General features: G+C 73.3%; 14 protein-coding genes and 1 rRNA gene. 3 read left to right on the top strand and 12 right to left on the bottom strand.

The genetic code is table 11. The features are described 5' to 3' along the window. Positions 1-1,125: 1,125 nt before the first annotated feature. Positions 1,126-2,082 (bottom strand): LLM class F420-dependent oxidoreductase, encoded by a 957-nt coding sequence (locus ACFY5B_RS39275; RefSeq protein WP_389980001.1) that lies wholly within the window; start codon positions 2,080-2,082, stop codon positions 1,126-1,128. Positions 2,083-2,207: 125 nt separating this feature from the next. Between ACFY5B_RS39275 and ACFY5B_RS39270 the strand changes: the two genes are divergently transcribed. Further along, positions 2,208-3,854, top strand: coding sequence for a PucR family transcriptional regulator (locus ACFY5B_RS39270; RefSeq protein WP_389979998.1), 1,647 nt, complete (start codon positions 2,208-2,210; stop codon positions 3,852-3,854). A gap of 4 nt (positions 3,855-3,858) precedes the next feature. Here ACFY5B_RS39270 and ACFY5B_RS39265 read toward each other — a convergent pair whose 3' ends face one another. From ACFY5B_RS39265 to ACFY5B_RS39245, 5 genes are all read right to left on the bottom strand, one after another. Beyond that, positions 3,859-5,001, bottom strand: a complete 1,143-nt coding sequence (locus ACFY5B_RS39265) for a glycosyltransferase family 4 protein (protein WP_389979995.1) — start codon at positions 4,999-5,001, stop codon at positions 3,859-3,861. A 225-nt stretch (positions 5,002-5,226) separates the two neighbouring features. Beyond that, positions 5,227-6,945 carry a DNA repair protein RecN gene (recN, locus tag ACFY5B_RS39260; RefSeq protein WP_389980007.1) on the bottom strand — a complete coding sequence of 573 codons (1,719 nt, stop codon included), beginning with the start codon at positions 6,943-6,945 and terminating at the stop codon, positions 5,227-5,229. A 196-nt stretch (positions 6,946-7,141) separates the two neighbouring features. Next, on the bottom strand, positions 7,142-8,047 hold the full coding sequence (locus ACFY5B_RS39255; protein WP_344461922.1) for an NAD kinase: 906 nt from the start codon (positions 8,045-8,047) through the stop codon (positions 7,142-7,144). Further along, on the bottom strand, positions 8,044-8,859 hold the full coding sequence (locus ACFY5B_RS39250) for a TlyA family RNA methyltransferase (RefSeq protein ID WP_389979992.1): 816 nt from the start codon (positions 8,857-8,859) through the stop codon (positions 8,044-8,046). Before ACFY5B_RS39250 ends, ACFY5B_RS39255 begins: the two co-directional genes overlap by 4 nt. Positions 8,860-8,866: 7 nt before the next feature. Next, positions 8,867-9,142 (bottom strand): hypothetical protein, encoded by a 276-nt coding sequence (locus ACFY5B_RS39245; RefSeq protein ID WP_389979990.1) that lies wholly within the window; start codon positions 9,140-9,142, stop codon positions 8,867-8,869. Positions 9,143-9,184: 42 nt separating this feature from the next. On the opposite strand from ACFY5B_RS39245, the gene ACFY5B_RS39240 reads away from it, so the two are divergent. Further along, positions 9,185-9,532 carry a sterol-binding protein gene (locus ACFY5B_RS39240; RefSeq protein ID WP_389979987.1) on the top strand — a complete coding sequence of 116 codons (348 nt, stop codon included), beginning with the start codon at positions 9,185-9,187 and terminating at the stop codon, positions 9,530-9,532. Here the strand turns inward: ACFY5B_RS39240 and ACFY5B_RS39235 are convergent. The 4 genes from ACFY5B_RS39235 to ACFY5B_RS39220 form a co-directional block, all read right to left on the bottom strand. Next, positions 9,516-10,433 (bottom strand): ABC transporter ATP-binding protein, encoded by a 918-nt coding sequence (locus ACFY5B_RS39235; RefSeq protein ID WP_389979985.1) that lies wholly within the window; start codon positions 10,431-10,433, stop codon positions 9,516-9,518. The two genes, ACFY5B_RS39240 and ACFY5B_RS39235, sit on opposite strands and share 17 nt — an antisense overlap. After that, positions 10,430-11,470, bottom strand: coding sequence for a FecCD family ABC transporter permease (locus ACFY5B_RS39230; RefSeq protein WP_389979982.1), 1,041 nt, complete (start codon positions 11,468-11,470; stop codon positions 10,430-10,432). Before ACFY5B_RS39230 ends, ACFY5B_RS39235 begins: the two co-directional genes overlap by 4 nt. Continuing rightward, a complete protein-coding gene (locus ACFY5B_RS39225) occupies positions 11,467-12,510 on the bottom strand; it encodes a FecCD family ABC transporter permease (RefSeq protein ID WP_389979979.1) in 1,044 nt (347 codons plus the stop codon). Before ACFY5B_RS39225 ends, ACFY5B_RS39230 begins: the two co-directional genes overlap by 4 nt. A gap of 88 nt (positions 12,511-12,598) precedes the next feature. Next, positions 12,599-13,630: an HAD hydrolase-like protein gene (locus tag ACFY5B_RS39220; protein WP_389979976.1), complete on the bottom strand. Its 1,032-nt coding sequence runs from the start codon at positions 13,628-13,630 to the stop codon at positions 12,599-12,601. 72 nt (positions 13,631-13,702) lie between these two features. Between ACFY5B_RS39220 and ACFY5B_RS39215 the strand changes: the two genes are divergently transcribed. Then, positions 13,703-14,995: a DUF1015 domain-containing protein gene (locus tag ACFY5B_RS39215; protein WP_389979973.1), complete on the top strand. Its 1,293-nt coding sequence runs from the start codon at positions 13,703-13,705 to the stop codon at positions 14,993-14,995. 127 nt (positions 14,996-15,122) lie between these two features. Here the strand turns inward: ACFY5B_RS39215 and ACFY5B_RS39210 are convergent, their stop codons facing one another. Both ACFY5B_RS39210 and rrf read right to left on the bottom strand, forming a co-directional pair. After that, positions 15,123-15,980 (bottom strand): tetratricopeptide repeat protein, encoded by an 858-nt coding sequence (locus tag ACFY5B_RS39210; RefSeq protein ID WP_389980004.1) that lies wholly within the window; start codon positions 15,978-15,980, stop codon positions 15,123-15,125. Positions 15,981-17,389: 1,409 nt separating this feature from the next. Next, positions 17,390-17,480, bottom strand: a 5S ribosomal RNA gene (gene rrf / locus ACFY5B_RS39205); the annotation flags it as partial.

The raw sequence follows: 17,480 nt of genomic DNA, 5'->3' as shown, positions 1-17,480 counted from the left end.
GACTGGAACGAACACCCCAAGCCGTTCATCTGGACGAAGAGCGCGGACGAGATCCTCGACAAGGTAGCCGCTTACTGCCGACGAATCTCCGACTCGGGTCACTAGCCCCGATGGCGCAGATTGCTCTCGTCGTCGGGACATCTCGCGAGGGCAACCTGCCCAGACGACACATCTCCTCGATGCCTTGAGGACCGCGCTGCGAAGCACCGTAAGGGCAGCGGTGCACTACAAGCAGAGAGCCACGCTGGGTGCCGCCACACACCTACACGCGGGTCGAGGGATGCCGCGGACAGGTCTGCCCCGGTCAACGAGGACTACCTCGGGGTTCTGCGTCCCGTGACTCGAGCGCGGTGTGAGCAGGGCCGACGCAATGACCAGCGGCTGGCAGCGGCCGCATCGGGTGGCCGCCATGGATTGCGACGCTACCGGTGGACACCACCCGTGCTGCCGGGCCGCCGGCCGCCGACTGTGCCCGGGCGGATTCGAGCAGCGCGCGGGTCGGCCGCTTCCGGCCTCCGCGCGGCCCGCCGTTGTGGCGCTCACCTGCCCCGGCGCGTAGCCCACGACGTTGACGATCAGCCGAGGTCGAAAATCCACTTCCCGTTCGGACGGGGCAGCGGAGGTGAGGTGGATCAGGACGTCCACCGGCTCACCGAACACCCCGTCGAGGCGGGCGAACAGGTCGCCCTTCAGCAGTGCGGCGACATGTCGCCCCAGGAAGCCGAAGCCGGCCGCGATGACATCCTCATGCGCTTTCCCCCCGCACCGAGGTCTCGACGTTTCCCCATGACCCGCAGCGTCATCACCGCCCGGTCCGCGTCGTGGTCGTCGCCCCCGGGGGCCCCACCCCCGGCATCCATCTGTCCACCCGCACGCCGGATCGGCTCGCGGAAGCGATCCGCATCTGAACCTGGAGCGCACGGCCCCAGCCGGTGGCCAACAGCGAAGGAACCCACAGCGGCGAGGCTCCCGGGAGGCCACTGCGGCTCGAAGGGCCATGAGCGTGCACCCGGAGTGCCACCGCAGTGCGAGGGCCGAGCGTGCACCGGAGTGCCACGGTGAACCAAGGACCGAGCTGCACCCGGCGTGCCACGGTGGACCGAGGACCGAACTGCACCCCGCGTGTCACTCCGGCCTGAGGGCCGTGAGCGTGCGCTCTCCCGCGGGGTCGCCGGCCGTGGCCGGGAGCAGGGCGATCTCGTCGAGTCCGGCCTCGGCGTAGGCGGCGATGCGGGCGCGGACGGTGTCCGTGTCGCCGACCAGGGCGACCGTGCCGGCGGCCTCGGGCGGCAGGGCCCGCAGCAGGGTGTCCGGGTCGGCGCCCTTGGCGGCCAGCTCGACGACGGCGGCGAACCCCGCGTCGACGAACATGTCGCTGTAACCCGGCACGGCGAGGTAGCCCACGACGCTGCGCAGGACCTGGGTGAGCGACTCCGGCTCCGGGTCGACGGCGGCGGGCAGCCAGGCGGCCAGCCGCGGCGGTGTACGGCCCGCCTTCTCGGCCGCCGCGAGCATCCTGGCCCGCAGCATGCGGACCTGCTCGGGCGAGACGAGGTCGAGCAGCATCCGGTCGGCGTGCGCGACGGCCGCGGCCACCGCCCGCTCCCCGAACGCCGCGACGGTGACCATGCCTCCGGGCGGCGGGAGCCGTCGGAGCAAGCCGCTGCCGGGCACGATCGGCTCTCCGGGCACGCTGTGCATCAGCTTCCGCACGGCCGCCGCCGACTCCGCGAGGGCGGCGGCGGGCCGGGTGCGCGGCCTGCCGTGCACGCCCTCGACGACGCGCTTGCTGGAGGTGCCCAGGGCGACGCCGACGGGCCGGCCGGTGACGGCCGCGGCCGAGGCGGCGCCCCGCACGATCGTGAGCGGGTCCCGCACCGACACCGGCACGGGCCCGGCGGTCAGCGCGACCTGCTCGGTGGCCGCGCCGATCGCCGCGGCCAGGACGAACGAGTCCCACGTGGCTCCCTCGCCCGCCCACACCTCCCGGTACCCGAGCCGGTCGGCGAGCACCGCGACCCGCAACGGCTCCTCGACCGGACTGTCGTCCTCCCGCCCCACCGCCACCACGCTCATGTCCATGACGGCGCCCTACCCGGCCGGTCACCCCGTAATCCGGGGCGCTCCACGACGGGATCCGGTCGGTGATCGTCCCGCTGCCCCTCCGGAGATGTCCGCGGGGCACCCGCGCGGGTAGCGTCCGGCACATGGACAGCGGGACGGACAGCGCGCACGACACCCAGGGCGCCGGGATCACCGTGCGGCGGGCGCTGGAGCTGCCGGGGCTGCGCAGCGGGCTGCCCGAGGTGCTTGCGGGCGCCGAGCGGCTCGGGCGGACCGTGCGCTGGGTGCACGCGGGCGAGGTGCCGCACATCGCCTCGCTGCTCAAGGGCGGAGAGCTGCTGCTGACCACGGGCTACGGTCTCGGCACCCGGCCCGGCGAACAGCGGGCGTTCGTGCGCACCCTGGCGGAGCGCGGCATCGCGGCCCTGGTCGTGGAGCTCGGACCGCGCTTCACCCGGCTGCCCGCCGCCCTCGTCGACACGGCGCGAGCGGCCGGGCTGCCGCTGGTCCAGCTGCACCGCGAGGTGGCGTTCGTCACGGTCACGGAGGAGGTGCACACCGAGATCGTCAACGGCCACTACGCCCTGCTGCAGCGGGCCGAGGAGGTGCACCGGCGGTGTACGCAGGCCGTGCTGGGCGGCGGCGGGGTACCCCAGGTCCTCGGCATCCTGGCCGACTTCGCCGGCAACCCCGTGTTCCTGGAGACGGCGGACGGCCAGTTGCTGTACGCCGCCGGGGCCGGTCCCGAGGGCGCGGACCCGCTCCAGGTGTGGGAGGGGCTGCGCGGCCAGCACAAGGACGAGCCGCCGCTCGGAGGGTCGGTCCTGGTGGATGTGCCGGGCGGCGGGCCCGGCAGCGGGGGCGTCCGGGCGCGTCTCGTCCTGCTGCCGGTGCGCACTCCCCTGGCGCCGGTGCACCGGATGGCGGCCGAGCGGGCCGCCGGCATCCTGGCCGTGGTGCTGATGCAGGCGCGCCAGGAGGAGGAGCTGGCGGCGCGCGGGCGGGGCGACTTCCTCACCGACCTCGCCGAAGGCCGGGTGACGGCGGAGGACGCCCCGGCGCAGGCCCGCGTGCTGGGCTTCCGGCCGGGCGAGGGGCCACTGCTGCCGGTGGTCATGCGGCTCGGGGAAGCCCTGTCCCCGGGTGGCGGAGGCTGGGCGGTACCGGCCCGGGCGATCTCCGAGGAGCTGGCCTCGGTGGGCGTGCCGGTGCTGCTCGGCGTGCGGCCGCTGGAGGGCCGCGTGCTGGTGCTGCTCGGGCTGCGCGCGGAGTCGGAGCGGGCGGCGGTCGCGGACCGGGTCGCTGCGGCGCTGCGGGCCGGTGTGGGCCGGGCCGGGATACCGCGTCCGGGCGGGCAGCAGCCCGTGGTGGTCGTGGGGACGGCCGGCGGCTGGCCGGCGGCGGCCGGGGGCCTGCGGCACGCGGCCGAGACGGCCACGGCGGCCCAGGGCCTGCCGGACCGGCCCTGGTACGACGCCCGCCGGCTCGACATCGACCTGCTGCTGTGGCGGCTGCGCGACCATCCGGACCTGGCGGCCTTCGTCGACCGCGCCCTCGGCCCGCTGCTGGAACACGACCGTCGTTCCCGGCCGCCGCTGCTGCCCACGTTGACGACCTACCTCGCCCACGCGGGACGCAAGGCGGAGACGGCCCGGGAGCTGCACCTGAACCGGCAGACCCTGTACAACCGCCTGGCCCGCATCGGGGAGCTGCTGGGCACGGACCTCGACGACCCGCAGACGGTCCTGGCCCTGAGCCTGGCCCTGCGGGCCCGCAGACACGTCCCGTAGGGCTCTACGCGAGGGGGCGGGGCTGCGTCAGCTCGTCGTACACGCTCAGCACTTGGGCGACCGTCTCGTCCTCGGTGGGCCAGGTGGCGGCCTGATGGGCGCCCTTGGCCGCCAGCAGTTCCCGGCGCGCCGGGTCGTCGAGCAGCCGTACGACGGCGTCGGCCAGGGCCTTCGCGTCGCCGTAGGGGACGAGTTCGGCCGCGTCGCCGACGAGTTCGGGGATGCCGCCGACCTCCGTCGCGACGAGCGGCACGCGCGCGTGGAGGGCCTCCTGGGCGAGGACGGAGCGGGCCTCCCAGCGGCTCGGCAGCAGGGCGAGGTCGGCCGCGGCGAGCAGGTCGGTGATGTCGTCGCGCCGCCCGATGAGCCGAACGGGCAGCCCCTCCTCCTCGATCCGGACCTGGAGTTCACCGCGCAGCGGCCCCTCCCCGGCGATCACGACCAGCGGCACGGGATCGAGGCGGCGCCAGGCGCGCGCGGCGTCCAGCAGCACGTCGTACCCGCGGTGCCGTTCCAGGGAGCCGACGGCCATCAGCAACGGCCTGCCGATGGCGCCGAGTTCGGCGCGCACCTTGGGCCGCAGCCGGTCGGGATCGTCGGGTTCACGGGGGCTGCGGGGGCCGGGCAGCGCGACGGCCGCGAGCCGGGCGTCCCGCGCGCCGGTGAGCCGGGCCCGGTCCACGAGCGGCGAGGTCGTCCCCAGCACCACGGTGGCCGCCTTCACGACCCTGCGCTCCAGCACCCGCAGCATATGGGCACGGGCCCCGTCGGCATGCGCCCGGTCGTGCCACGTCACCACCAGCGGGGTGCGCACGCGCCGACCACTGAGGGCGAGGACGGTACGGAAGGAGGCGTGCAGCCCGTGCGCGTGCACCAGATCGGCGTGCGCGCAGGCCGCGCGCAGGGCCGCCACCGACACCGGGTCGCTGCTGCGCGGCACGTGCACGTGGTCGGCGCCGACTCCGCTGAAGTCATAGGCGCGATCGGCCTCGTAAGGGGCGCACACCGTGACTTTCACGCCCCGCGCGACGAGCCCCGCGGCCAGCGAGCGCACATGCGCACTGCTGGCGGCATTGCCTCCGCCCAGCACCTGCACGGTGCGCAGCGGCAATTGGCCGTGCGGTGAGTGGCTGCTCACGGGGGTCACGTGGCCGGGCTCCTGGTTCGGGTCGGGCGGTCACGACGCGGTTTCGCACGCGTACTCCGCCAAGGATGCCAGGACACAAGGGGGTTCCGGGAACGCCGGAACCCCCGCGATGCGACAGCGGGGGCGCGGCATCGGGGGTGTGCACCGGGCCGGGTCACCCACACGAGTGAATTCGGGCGACCCGCCCGGCCCTTGCCGTGCCACCGCCGGTGGCACCGCTCCCGGCTAGGCGTCCGCCCTGGCCGCCGCGAGCAGCTCCTCCGCGTGCGCCCGGGCCGTCTCGGAGTCCTCCTGGCCGGCGAGCATGCGGGACAGCTCCCGGACCCGGTCCTCGCCTTCGAGGACCTTGACGCCGGAGCGGGTCACCGACCCGTCGTTGGTCTTCTCGACCAGCAGCTGCCGGTCGGCGAAAGCGGCCACCTGCGGCAGATGCGTCACGACCACGACCTGCGCGGTCTTCGCCAGCCGTGCGAGCCGCCGCCCGATCTCGACCGCCGCCTTGCCGCCGACGCCGGCGTCGACCTCGTCGAAGAGGTACGTCGGCACGGGATCCGTCCCCGCGAACACGACCTCCACGGCCAGCATCACCCGCGACAGCTCACCGCCGGACGCGCCCTTGGCGATCGGCCGGGGCGGCGCGCCCGGGTGAGGGGCCAGCAGCAGCTCGACCTCGTCGGCGCCCGCGGGTCCGTAGGCGACCGGACGGCCGCCCACCTCGACGCCGTCGGGGTCCTCGGTCTGCCGGATGTCGAAGGACACCCGCGCGTGCGGCATGGCGAGCGAGGCCAGTTCGGCGGTCACGGCGGCGGCGAACCGCTCGGCGGCCTCCGTCCGGGCATCCGTCAACGCCTGCGCCAGCCCACCCAGTTCCGACCGCAGCGCGTCCCGCTCGGCGGTCAGCTCACCGATCCGCTCGTCGTCGCCGTCGAGTTCGGTGAGCCGCGCGGCACTCTGCTCGGCCCAGGCCAGCACGGTGGCGATGTCCTCGCCGTACTTGCGCGTCAGCCCGGTGAGCGCGGCCCGCCGCTCCTCGACGGCCGCGAGCCGCAGCGGATCGGCGTCCAGATCGTCGGCGTACCCCGCCAGGTCGCCCGCCGCGTCGCGCAGCAGGATCCCGATCTCCCCGACGCGGTCGGCGAGCGCGGCCAGCGCCGAGTCGTGCGACCGTACGGCGTCCAGGGCCCGCTGGGCGCCCGCCACGAGCGTCCCGGCGTCGACGCCCTCCGGGTCCTCCGGGTTGCCCGCGAGGGCGGCGTGCGCGGCCGCCGCGGCGGACGCCAGCGCCTCGGCGTGCCCGAGCCGCTCGGCCTCCTCGGCCAGCTCCACGTCCTCACCGGCCCGGGGCTCCACGGCGGCGATCTCGTCGAGCCCGAAGCGCAGCAGGTCGGCCTCCTGGGCCCGCTCCCGCGCCCGGGTGGTGATCTCGTCGAGCTCGGCGGCCACGGCTCGCAGCCGCTTGTAGGCCTCGCCGTACTTGGCCAGCGGCCCGGCGACCGCGTCGCCCGCGTACCGGTCGAGCGCCTGCCGCTGCCGGGACAGCTTGAGCAGCCCCTGCTGGTCGGTCTGCCCGTGCACGGCCACCAGCTCGTCGGCGAGCTCGGCGAGCACGCCCACGGGCACGCTGCGCCCGCCCAGGTGCGCCCGCGAGCGCCCCTCGGCGGAGACGGTACGGCTGATCAGCAGGGCCCCGTCGTCCAGCTCGGCCCCGGCCTCCTCGGCGCGCACCGCGGCCGTGGCGTCGTGGGGAACGGTGATCCGCCCCTCCACTACGGCCTTGCCGGCCCCGATCCGCACGAGCGCGGGGTCGGCCCGCCCGCCCAGCAGCAACCCCAGGCTGGTGACCACCATGGTCTTGCCCGCACCCGTCTCACCGGTGACCGCGGTGAACCCGGGCGACAGCTCGACGACGGCGTCGTCGATCACGCCCAGCGACCGTATCCGCATCTCCTCCAACACGGACACGACCTTACGAGGTCCGGGCCAAGGATTGCGACTGGCCTGCCCTTGTCACCCACGAGAGTGGTAGCGCCCCTTCTTCAGGGGCGCGGGGCGTGTCAATCTGCGGCTCCGCCGCGTGGGCACGACCAGCCACAATCCACCCGCACCCGCCGACGAAGCGCACACCACCCCCCACGAACCGCTAGTGAGGAGCCCCCCGCCACCCGGAAACAGGCAGCGCGAACTTCGCCACCAGCCGGTCCGTGAACGAAGCGTGATGCAGTCGGGCCAGCCGCACCGGCACAGCCCCCCGCCGCACCTCCACCCTCGCCCCGGCCGGCAACTCCACCGTCCGCCGCCCGTCACACCACAGCACACCCGGCGGAATGTGTGGCAGAACCTCCACAGCCAACACGGAATCCGGCGATGTCACGAGCGGCTTCGCGAACAGCGCGTGCGCGGAGATCGGCACCATGAGCAGCGCCTCGACCTCCGGCCACACCACCGGCCCGCCCGCCGAGAAGGCGTACGCCGTCGACCCCGTGGGCGTGGCACACACGATCCCGTCGCAGCCGAAGCCCGTGACCGGCCGTCCGTCGATCTCCAGGACGATCTCCAGCATCCGCTCGGCGGACACCTTCTGCACGGCCGCCTCGTTCAGCGCCCAGTCCGTGTGCACGATGTCACCGTTCTGATGCACCACGACGTCGACGGTCATCCGCTCCTCGACCTCGTACGCCTTGGTCACCACCCGGTCGACGACCTTGTCGAGGTCGTCCCGCTCGGCCTCCGCGAGGAACCCGACGCGCCCGAGGTTGACGCCGAGCATCGGCACGCCCGACGCCCGGGCGAACTCGGCGCCGCGCAGCAGCGTGCCGTCGCCGCCCAGCACGATCAGCAGCTCACACCCGTCGAGGCACTGGGGAGTGGCCTCCTTCACCAGCTCGACCTCCGCCGGCAGCGGCAGGTCGCGTGCCTCGGCCTCCAGGACGCGCACCCCGAGACCGGAGCGCAGCAGCCCCTTCACGACGAGCTCCGCACTGCGCACGGCTGCGGGCCGTCCCGTGTGGGCGAGCAGGAAAACAGTACGAGCTCGGTTCTCGGTCAACGCGGCCCCTCCGCCACTGCACGGTCTGCCTCGGCCGGGTCCAGAGCCGGTGCCCCGGACCGCAGCCACAAGAAGTATTCGACATTCCCCGACGGCCCGGGCAGCGGACTGGCCGTCACGCCCTTCACCCCGAGCCCCAGCCCCCAGGCCTTCTCGGCCACCCCCCGTACCGCTTCGGCCCGCAGCTGGGTGCTGCGGACCACTCCCCCGCTGCCGAGGCGCTCCTTACCGACCTCGAACTGCGGTTTGACCATCATCACCAGGTCGGCGTCCGGTTTCACGCACCGCACCAGGGCGGGCAGGACCAGCCCGAGCGGGATGAAGGACAAATCCCCCACGACAAGATCCACTGGCTCCCCATCGATCGCTTCAAGCGTCAACTCGCGTACGTTCGTACGGTCCTTGACGGTGACGCGTTCATCCTTCTGGAGGGACCACGCGAGTTGTCCGTATCCGACGTCCACGGCGACGACGTGGGCGGCGCCCGCCCGGAGGAGGACGTCGGTGAAACCGCCGGTGGACGCGCCGGCGTCGAGCGCCCTGCGCCCCTCGACGGCCAGTCCCTGCGGCCCGAACACCGCGAGCGCGCCGGCCAGCTTGTGACCGCCGCGCGAGACGTAGTCGGGGTCGCTGTCGTCCTCGGCCACCAGGATCGCGGCCGCGGTCTCCACCTGCGTGGCCGGTTTCGTCGCGACGGTCTTGCCGACGGACACCCGCCCCGCGGCGATCAGCTGCGCGGCGTGCTCACGCGAGCGCGCGAGCTTCCGGCGGACCAGCTCCGCGTCCAGACGGCGACGTGCGACTCCTGCCACGTTCGGTTCAGCTCCTAGGTCCAGGCGGTGTCGGGGGCACCGGAGGTCCCGGGCGTACGTCGAGCGCGGTGAGCGCGTCGCGCAGCCCCCGGTGTACATCCTCGTACACCTCGAGATGCCCGTCCGTGGCGAGGTGGTCCGCGTCGCCGAGCCGGTCCAGGGCGGCGTCCACCTCGGCGTCACCGGTGGGCGTGCGGGGCACGTTCAGGGGAGCGGGGCCGGCGGGTTCGTACGCCGGCTCCTCCTCCGCCGCCGGCGGGGTCTCGGGAACTGCGTGGTCCATGCCCCGACGCTACCGCGAACCGCTGCGGTACCGTCGACCGCGATGGCCACGATCGAGGAGTGCCGCAGCGCACTCGACAAGCTTTCGGACAACATGCAGCGCGCCGAAGGGGACGTCCGCGACGCCGCGGCCCTGGACCGCTCGGTGAGCTGCCACATCACGGACCTCGACGTCACCTTCCTCGGCCGCATGCGAGGCGGGCGGATCGAGGTGCACGACACCGTGCAGGGACCGCCCCCCGGCAAGGCCGAGATCAGACTCGCCATGACCGGCGACGACCTGGTCGCGCTGGTCGGCGGCGAGCTGAGCTTCGCCAAGGCCTGGGGCTCGGGCCGGGTGAAGCTGCACGCCGGTGTGCGTGACCTGCTCCAGCTCAGGAAGCTTCTGTAGCCGCGAGCTTGCCGACCGCGCTCTGAACGCGGGCCTTGCGGGCCGCAGGCACGACCAGCGGTGTGCCCGTCTCCGGGTCGTCGATGACCTGGCAGCGCAGCCCGAAGACCTCCTCGACCAGCCCGGCCGTGACGATGTCCTTCGGCGCGCCCTCGGCGATGACCCGGCCCTCGCGCAGGGCGATGAGGTGGGTGGCGTAGCGGGCGGCGTGGTTCAGGTCGTGCAGCACGGCGACGAGCGTGCGCCCCTGCTCCTCGTGCAGCTCCGCGCACAGGTCCAGGACGTCGATCTGGTGCTGGATGTCCAGGTACGTCGTCGGCTCGTCGAGCAGCAGCAGCGGCGTCTGCTGGGCGAGGGCCATGGCGATCCACACGCGCTGACGCTGACCGCCGGAGAGCTCGTCGACGTAACGGTCGCCGAGCTCGGCGACGCCCGTCTGCCGCATGGACTCCTGGACGACCCGCTCGTCCTCCGTCGACCACTGGCGCAGGATGCCCTGATGCGGGTAGCGGCCGCGGCCGACCAGGTCGGCGACGGTGATGCCGTCGGGCGCGATCGACGACTGGGGCAGCAGACCGAGGGTCCGCGCCACCTTCTTCGCGGGCATGGACTGGATGACCTGCCCGTCGAGCAGCACCCGGCCGACACTCGGCTTGAGCATCCGCGACAGCGCCCGCAGCAGCGTCGACTTGCCGCACGCGTTGGGGCCGACGATCACCGTGAACGACCGGTCGGGTATCTCCACCGACAGCTGCTCGGCGATGACCCGCTGGTCGTAGGCGAGGGTGACGTTCTCGGCGGACAGGCGGTTCACAGTGCTCCCTTGGTTGTTCAGTCCGCTGCCGGTACTGCTCTCGGCGCCGCTGCCGGTACTGCTCTCGGCGCGCTTGCCCGCCCTCATATCCGGCCCGCCCGGCGCTCGCTGACCAGCAGCCACAGCAGGTAGACACCGCCGAGCACGCCGGTGACCACACCCACGGGCAGCTGCTCGGCCCCGAAGGCACGCTGTGAAACCCAGTCGGCGACGACCAGCAGGGCCGCGCCCATGCAGAGCGAGGACAGCAGGTTCGGCCCGGGCGAGCGGGTCAGGCGCCGGGCCAGCTGCGGCGCGGTGAGCGCCACGAAGCTGACGGGACCGGCCGCGGCGGTGGCGGACGCGGTGAGCAGCACGGCCGCCACCATGAGCAGCAGCCGCACCCGCTCGACCCGCACCCCGAGGGCGTACGACACGTCGTCGCCCATCTCCATCATCCGCAGCCCGCGCGCGTTGACCAGGACGAGCGGCACCAGGACTGCGGTCAGCGCGAGCAGCGGCCACACCTGGTCCCAGTCCCGGCCGTCGAGGGACCCGGTCATCCACACCACCGCACGGGCCGCGTCCACGATGTCCGACTTGGTGAGCAGATAGCCGTTGACCGCCGTGACGATCGCGGAGACGCCGATACCGACCAGGACCAGCCGGTAGCCGTGCACGCCCCGCTTCCAGGCGAGCACGTAGATGGCGAGGCCGGTCACCAGGCCGCCCACCAGCGCCCCGACGGCGACCTGGTTGGCACTGCCGGACGTCAGCACGATCACCGTGAGCGCGCCGGCCGTCGCCCCCTGCCCGAGGCCGAGCACGTCCGGACTGCCCAGCGGGTTGCGGGAGATGGCCTGGAACAGCGCGCCGCCCAGTCCCAGCGAGGCGCCGACCAGCAGCCCGACCAGGACCCGCGGCAGCCGCAGCTCGTTGACGATGAACTCCTGACCCGGATTGCCCTCGCCGGCCAGCGTCCGCAGCACGTCGGCGGCCGGGATCGGGAAGTCGCCGGTGCCGATGAGCACGACACTCGCCACGAGCGCCGCGACGAGCAGCAGGAGCACGACAGTCAGGGCCCGCACGTCCAGGCGTACCGAGAGGCCGCCCGGCGTCCGCACGGCACGGTTGGTGGTCTTCACAGCTGCGCCGTCCTCCGCCGTCGTACGAGAAAGATGAACACCGGCCCGCCGAGGATCGCGGTGACGATGCCCACCTGGAGCTCCGAAGGGCGGGCCACGATCCGGCCGATGACATCGGCGCCGAGCAGCAGCACGGGCGACAGGATCGCCGCGTACGGCAGGATCCAGCGCAGGTCGGGCCCGGTGAACGAGCGCACCACGTGCGGCACCATCAGACCGACGAAAACGATCGGCCCGCAGGCGGCGGTCGCGGCCCCGCACAGCACCGTCGCCGCCAGCATCGACAGCGCCCGCGTGCGGTTGAGGTTGGCACCGAGGGCCTTGGCGGTGTCGTCGCCCATGGCCATCGCGTTCAGCGGCCGGGCCAGAGCCAGGGCCAGGGCCGTGCCGGTCAGCAGGAAGGGCAGGACTTGCGTGATGGTCGAGTTCGTCGCCGAGGCAAGCGAACCGACCGTCCAGAAGCGCATCTTGCCGAGCGCCGCCTCGTCCGTGATCATCACGGCCTGGAGGTAGCCGTACAGCGCCGCGCTGACGGCCGTACCGGCGAGCGCGAGCCGTACCGGCGTGGCGCCCCGGCTGCCGCCGAGGAACCAGACCAGCGCCCCGACCGCGGCGGCCCCGAAGAACGCGAACCACACGTAGCCGGTGAGCGAGGTGACCCCGAAGTACGTGATGGCCGTGACGACCGCGGCGGAAGCGCCCGCGTTGATGCCGAGCAGTCCGGGATCGGCCAGCGGGTTGCGTGTGAGGGCCTGCAGGACCGCCCCGGCCAGACCGAGCGCGGCGCCGGCGAGCAGCCCGAGCAGGGTCCGCGACAGCCGCTCCGCCACGACGACGTCGCCGTAGGTTCCCGAGTCCTCGAACAAGCCGTGCCAGACCTGCCCGAGGGACAGCTCTTTCGCTCCGATCGCGATACTCGCCAGCGCGACGAGCACCAGGATCGCGACGGCCAGGAGCAGCCCGAAGGCTCGCACCGCCCGTCGGGTCGGGGGCGCGGGGGCGGTCTCCGCGCGCTGTTCAGGGGGACTCTCGACCAACACGCAGGTTAGGTTAGCCTACCCTCGCATCTGAGCAAGATTCGGATGCCCGGCCCCGCCTCGGGTACCCGGCCCGGGCGCTGACAGACGCTCAGAGACCCAGCCGCGCCAGCGCCTTCTCTCCGTCCAGCCCGCACGCGCCCTCACCGGCCGCCGTCCACGCCACGGCACACAGCGCGCGCAGCCCGTCCAGCGCCTCGCCCTCCCCGTCGAGCTCCAGCCGGTCCGCCCCGGCCGTCGCCGTCCAGCCACCGCACCGGAAGCCGCCCTCGCCCACCTCGACGACCTCCGGCTGACCGGCGAGCATCCCGCGCAGATCGGCGTCCACATACGTCGGCCGGTGCTGCGGCGGCGCGGCCAGCAGCTGCGCGCCGTCGGTCACACCGGTCAGAACGAGCAGCGAGTCGACCTCCCCGTTGAACGCGCCCTCGATGTCCGTGTCCAGCCGGTCCCCGACCACCAACGGCCGCTGCGCCCCGGTCCGCAGAATGGTCTCCCGGTGCATGGGGGGCAACGGCTTGCCCGCGACCTGAGGCTCCGCACCCGTGGCGATCCGGACGACCTCCACCGCGGCGCCGTTGCCCGGAGCGATACCCCGCCCGCTCGGAATCGTCAGGTCGGTGTTGGAGGCGAACCACGGCACGCCCCGGGCCACCGCGTAGGACGCCTCGGCGAACCGGCCCCACGGCAGATCGGCCCCGCCGAACCCCTGCACCACCGCCGCCGGATCGTCATCCGCCGACTCCACGGGCACCAGCCCCCGCTCGCGCAGCGCGACCCGCAGCCCCTCACCGCCGATCACCAGCACCCGGGCGCCCTGCGGCACCTGCTCGCTGATCAGCCGCGCGACCGCCTGCGCCGAGGTGATGACGTCCTGCGCGCCCGTCGGTATCCCCAACTCCGTCAGATGCCCGGCCACGGTGTCCGGGGTCCGCAGCGCGTTGTTCGTCACGTACGCCAGGCGCATCCCGCCCTCCCGGGCCGTGGCCAGCGACTCGACCGCGTGCGCGATCGCGCTCCCGCCCGCGTACACCACGCCGTCCAGATCGAGCAGCGCCGTGTCGTACGCCTCGCTCAGGGCCTGCCCACTGCCCTCGGGCCTCGTCCTGACGCTTCGGCTCATCCCGCATCGCTCCTCGTTCGACGGCTTTCCCCCGATCATCCCCCATGCCACCGACAGCCGTACGATGCCGGGATGAACACAGCAGGTCACTCGGAGGCAACGACGCACCGAGGCCTGGAACTCACCCCGTTCCGAGGCCTTCGTTACGACCCCGACCGGGTCGGCAGCCTTGCCGCCGTCACATCCCCGCCGTACGACGTCGTGGTGCGCCCCGACGGCCTGCACCACCTCGAATCCGCCGACCCGCACAACATCGTCCGGCTGATCCTCCCCCAGGCCGCCACACCCAGCGCCCGCAACGAACGGGCCGCCGACACCCTGCGCCGCTGGCTGTCCGAGGGCGTCCTGACCACCGACCCGGAACCGGGCCTCTACGTCTACGAGCAGCAGGACGGCGACGGCATGCTGCAACGTGGCATCATCGGCGCCCTGCGCGTGTCGGACCCGGCGGAGCGGCTGGTGCTGCCGCACGAGGACGTCATGCCGCACATCGTCGCCGACCGCGCGGCCCTCATGCGGGCCACCTCGGCCAACCTAGAACCCCTCCTGCTCACCTACCGGGGCGACGGCTCGACGACCGCCACGGCGGATCTGATCGAGCGCACCGCCGACCGGCCGCCGCTCCTGGCCACCACCACCGAGGACGGCTTCCGCCACCGCCTGTGGTCGGTCACCGCCCCCGAGGATCTGGCCACGATCCAGACCGACCTCGGCCGGCACCAGGCCCTGATCGCCGACGGCCACCACCGCTGGGCGACCTACCGCCGCCTCCGCGCGGAGCACCCCTCCCCCAGCCCGTGGGACCACGGCCTTGTCCTCCTCGTCGACACGGCCCGCTACCCCCTCCGGGTCCGCGCCATCCACCGCCTGCTGCACGATCTGCCGGTCGCCGATGCCGTGGCCGCCCTGGAGGGACACTTCCGCGTGCGCCGCCTCGACGTCCCACTCGGCGCGGCCCTGGACACACTGGCCGACGCGGCGTGCGCCGGCAACGCGTTCCTGCTGGCCGGCGACGGCGCCTTCCACCTCGTCGACCACCCGGACCCGGACCTGCTGGCCCGTACGATCCCCGCCGACCGCCCCGCGGCCTGGCGCACCCTGGACGCGACGGTCCTGCACGCCACGCTCCTCGAACATGTCTGGCGCATCTCCGAGGACTCCCCCGCCCACATCTCCTACATCCACGACACGGCGGCGACAGTGGAGAAAGCGGAACGCGACGGCGGCACGGCCGTCCTGATGCACCCGGTCCGCGAGGAGGTAGTCCGCGAGCTGGCCCGCCAGGGCGTGACGATGCCCCGCAAGTCGACGTCGTTCGGCCCGAAACCGGCGACGGGCCTGGTACTGCGGGCGCTGGACCTCTGACAGGACGTGGGCCTGCGCCGACACGACGCGGCCATGACGCACCGACATGAACGAAGGGGCGGGACCCGAGGCCTCACAGCCCGGGTCCCGCCCCTTCTCCTGCGAACGTCAGTCGTTCCTGCGGACGTCAGTCCTTGTCGCTCTCGACCTCGTCCTTGTTCTCGACCTCGTCCTCGTTCACGATCTCGTCCTTGTTCACGATCTCGTCCTTGTTCACGATCTCGTCCTTGTTCACGATCTCGTCCTTGTTCACGATCTCGTCCTCGCTCGCCTTCAGCGGGGCCGGCGCCTCGTCGTCCTCGTCCTCGACCATGGCGTCGACGAACTCCACGCCGTCCAGCTCGGCGAGCCGGTCCGAGGCGTCGGTGCTGCCGTCACGGTCGGCCTCGACGGCCTTGGCGAACCACTCCCGCGCCTCGCTCTCCCGCCCGGCGGCGAGCAGCGCGTCGGCGTAGGCGTACCGCAGGCGCGCGGTCCACGGCTGCACGGAGTTGGCGGCCAGTTCGGGGCTCTGCAGCGTCACGATGGCCGCGTCCAGCTGCCCCATGTCCCGCCGGGCACCGGCCGCGACGAGCCGCATCTCGACCTGACCGGCCTTGTCGAGCTTGTGCACCTCGGGAGCCCCGGCCATGTCCAGCGCCTTCTCCGGCCGGCCGAGCCCGCGCTCGCAGTCGGCCATGACGGGCCACAGGTCGATGTTGCCGGTCATCCGCTTGGCGGCCCGGAACTCGGCCAGCGCCTCGCCGTACTTCTGGCTGGCGTACGCGGCGAATCCGGCGGCTTCCCGCACGGCGGCGACACGCGACGCCAGCCGCAACGCCACCCTGGAGTACCCGTAGGCGCCCTCAGGGTCCTCGTCGAGGAGCCGCGCGACCATCACGAGGTTCCTGGCGACATCGTCCGCGAGTGTCTTGGGCAGGCTCTGCAGCTCCTGCCGTACGTCCTTGTCGATCTCGTCACCCGTGACGTCCTCGGGGATCGGCAGCCGCTTGATCGGCTCCCTGTCCCGCTCGCGCTCCTCACGGAACCGGCCGGGGCCACGCCGGTCGTCACGGCCGCGGAAACCACCCCGGTCGCCGTCGCGCCGATCGCCGTCGCGGCGGAAGCCGCGGTCACCGCGGTCGTCACGCCGGGGCCCGTGCCCACGGTCGTCACGGCCGCGGGAACCACCGCGGTCGCCCCGGTCGCCGCGGTTGTCGTCCCTGCGGAAGTCACTGCGGTCGGCACGGGGGCCGTCCTCGCGGCGGAATCCGGGGCGCCCACCCCGGCCGCTGTCGTCGCGCCGGAAGCCACCGCGCTCTCCACGGTCGTCGCCGCGGCGGACGTCCCCACGACGGTCGTCCCCACGACGGTCGTCACGGCGGTCGTCCCGGCGGTCGTCACGGCCCCGGAAACCACCGCGGTCGTCGCGCCGGAACCCGCCACGGTCACCGCGGTCGCCGTCGCGCGGCCGGTCCCGGTCATCGCTGCGGAAGCCGCGGTCGCGGTTGTCGTCGCGGCGGAAGCCGCCACGGTCCCGGTCGTCGCGGCGGGGGAACCCACCGCGGTCGCCGTCGCGCCGCTCGCCACGCCGGTCGTCACGCCTGGCGTCCCTGCGGTCGTCACGGCGGAAGGCGGGGCGCTCACCCCGGTTGTCCCGGTCGTCACGTCGGAAGGCGGGGCGGTCACCGCGGTTGTCCCGGTCGTCGCGCCGGAAGGCGGGGCGGTCACCGTGGTTGTCCCGGTCGTCACGGCGGAAGGGCGGACGCTCACCACGGTCGTCCCGACGGAACCCACCCCGGTCACGATCGTCCCTGCGCGGTCCGCGGTCACGGTCGTCACGCCGGCCGAAGCCACCACCACGGTTGTCGTCACGCCGGAAGCCACCACGGTCGCGGTCGTCTCGACGCTCACCGCGGTTGTCCCGGTCGTCACGGCGGAAGGGCGGACGCTCACCACGGTCGTCCCGACGGAACCCACCCCGGTCACGATCGTCCCTACGGGGACCGCGGTCACGGTCGTCACGCCGGCCGAAGCCACCACCACGGTTGTCGTCACGCCGGAAGCCACCACGCTCACCGCGGTCGGGACGATCGCCGCGGTCGCCGCGGTCGCCTTCACGACGCCCGTATCCTCCACGGTCGTTGCCGCCACGGTCGTTGTCGCGGCGGAAGCCTCCACGGTCTCCGCGGCCCCCGCGCTGACCGCCGCGGTCGTTTCGGTCGGTCCGGTCCCCCTCCCGTCGCTGCTGGTCGCGCTCCGGTCGGTCGTCGGGAGAGTTGGTGGACATGGTGACTCCTGTCTTCGGTACCGCAAGTCATTCTCGCGCAGCCGGGTGCCCAGCGCGCACTGCAAAAACAAAAAGGACCCTTGGTCCCAGCTGAACGCTGGGACCAAGGGTCCTTTCCAAAGATTGTTCGGCGGCGTCCTACTCTCCCACAGGGTCCCCCCTGCAGTACCATCGGCGCTGTAAGGCTTAGCTTCCGGGTTCGGAATGTAACCGGGC

This window comes from Streptomyces sp. NPDC013187 (assembly GCF_042899705.1).
In the GTDB taxonomy this organism is placed as follows: Bacteria; Actinomycetota; Actinomycetes; order Streptomycetales; family Streptomycetaceae; genus Streptomyces; species Streptomyces hawaiiensis_A.
The sequence above is the reverse complement of the archived record's forward strand: the minus strand, read 5'-3'. Positions and strand labels throughout refer to the sequence as shown.

Excerpts from the sequence above, each read along its gene's own strand:
- ACFY5B_RS39275 (WP_389980001.1), bottom strand. The coding sequence starts at position 2,082 with ATGGACATGAGCGTGGTGGCGGTGGGGCGGGAGGACGACAGTCCGGTC.
- ACFY5B_RS39270 (WP_389979998.1), top strand. The coding sequence starts at position 2,208 with ATGGACAGCGGGACGGACAGCGCGCACGACACCCAGGGCGCCGGGATC.
- recN (WP_389980007.1), bottom strand. The coding sequence starts at position 6,945 with ATGCGGATACGGTCGCTGGGCGTGATCGACGACGCCGTCGTCGAGCTG.
- ACFY5B_RS39245 (WP_389979990.1), bottom strand. The coding sequence starts at position 9,142 with ATGGACCACGCAGTTCCCGAGACCCCGCCGGCGGCGGAGGAGGAGCCG.
- ACFY5B_RS39240 (WP_389979987.1), top strand. The coding sequence starts at position 9,185 with ATGGCCACGATCGAGGAGTGCCGCAGCGCACTCGACAAGCTTTCGGAC.
- ACFY5B_RS39235 (WP_389979985.1), bottom strand. The coding sequence starts at position 10,433 with ATGAGGGCGGGCAAGCGCGCCGAGAGCAGTACCGGCAGCGGCGCCGAG.
- ACFY5B_RS39220 (WP_389979976.1), bottom strand. The coding sequence starts at position 13,630 with ATGAGCCGAAGCGTCAGGACGAGGCCCGAGGGCAGTGGGCAGGCCCTG.
- ACFY5B_RS39215 (WP_389979973.1), top strand. The coding sequence starts at position 13,703 with ATGAACACAGCAGGTCACTCGGAGGCAACGACGCACCGAGGCCTGGAA.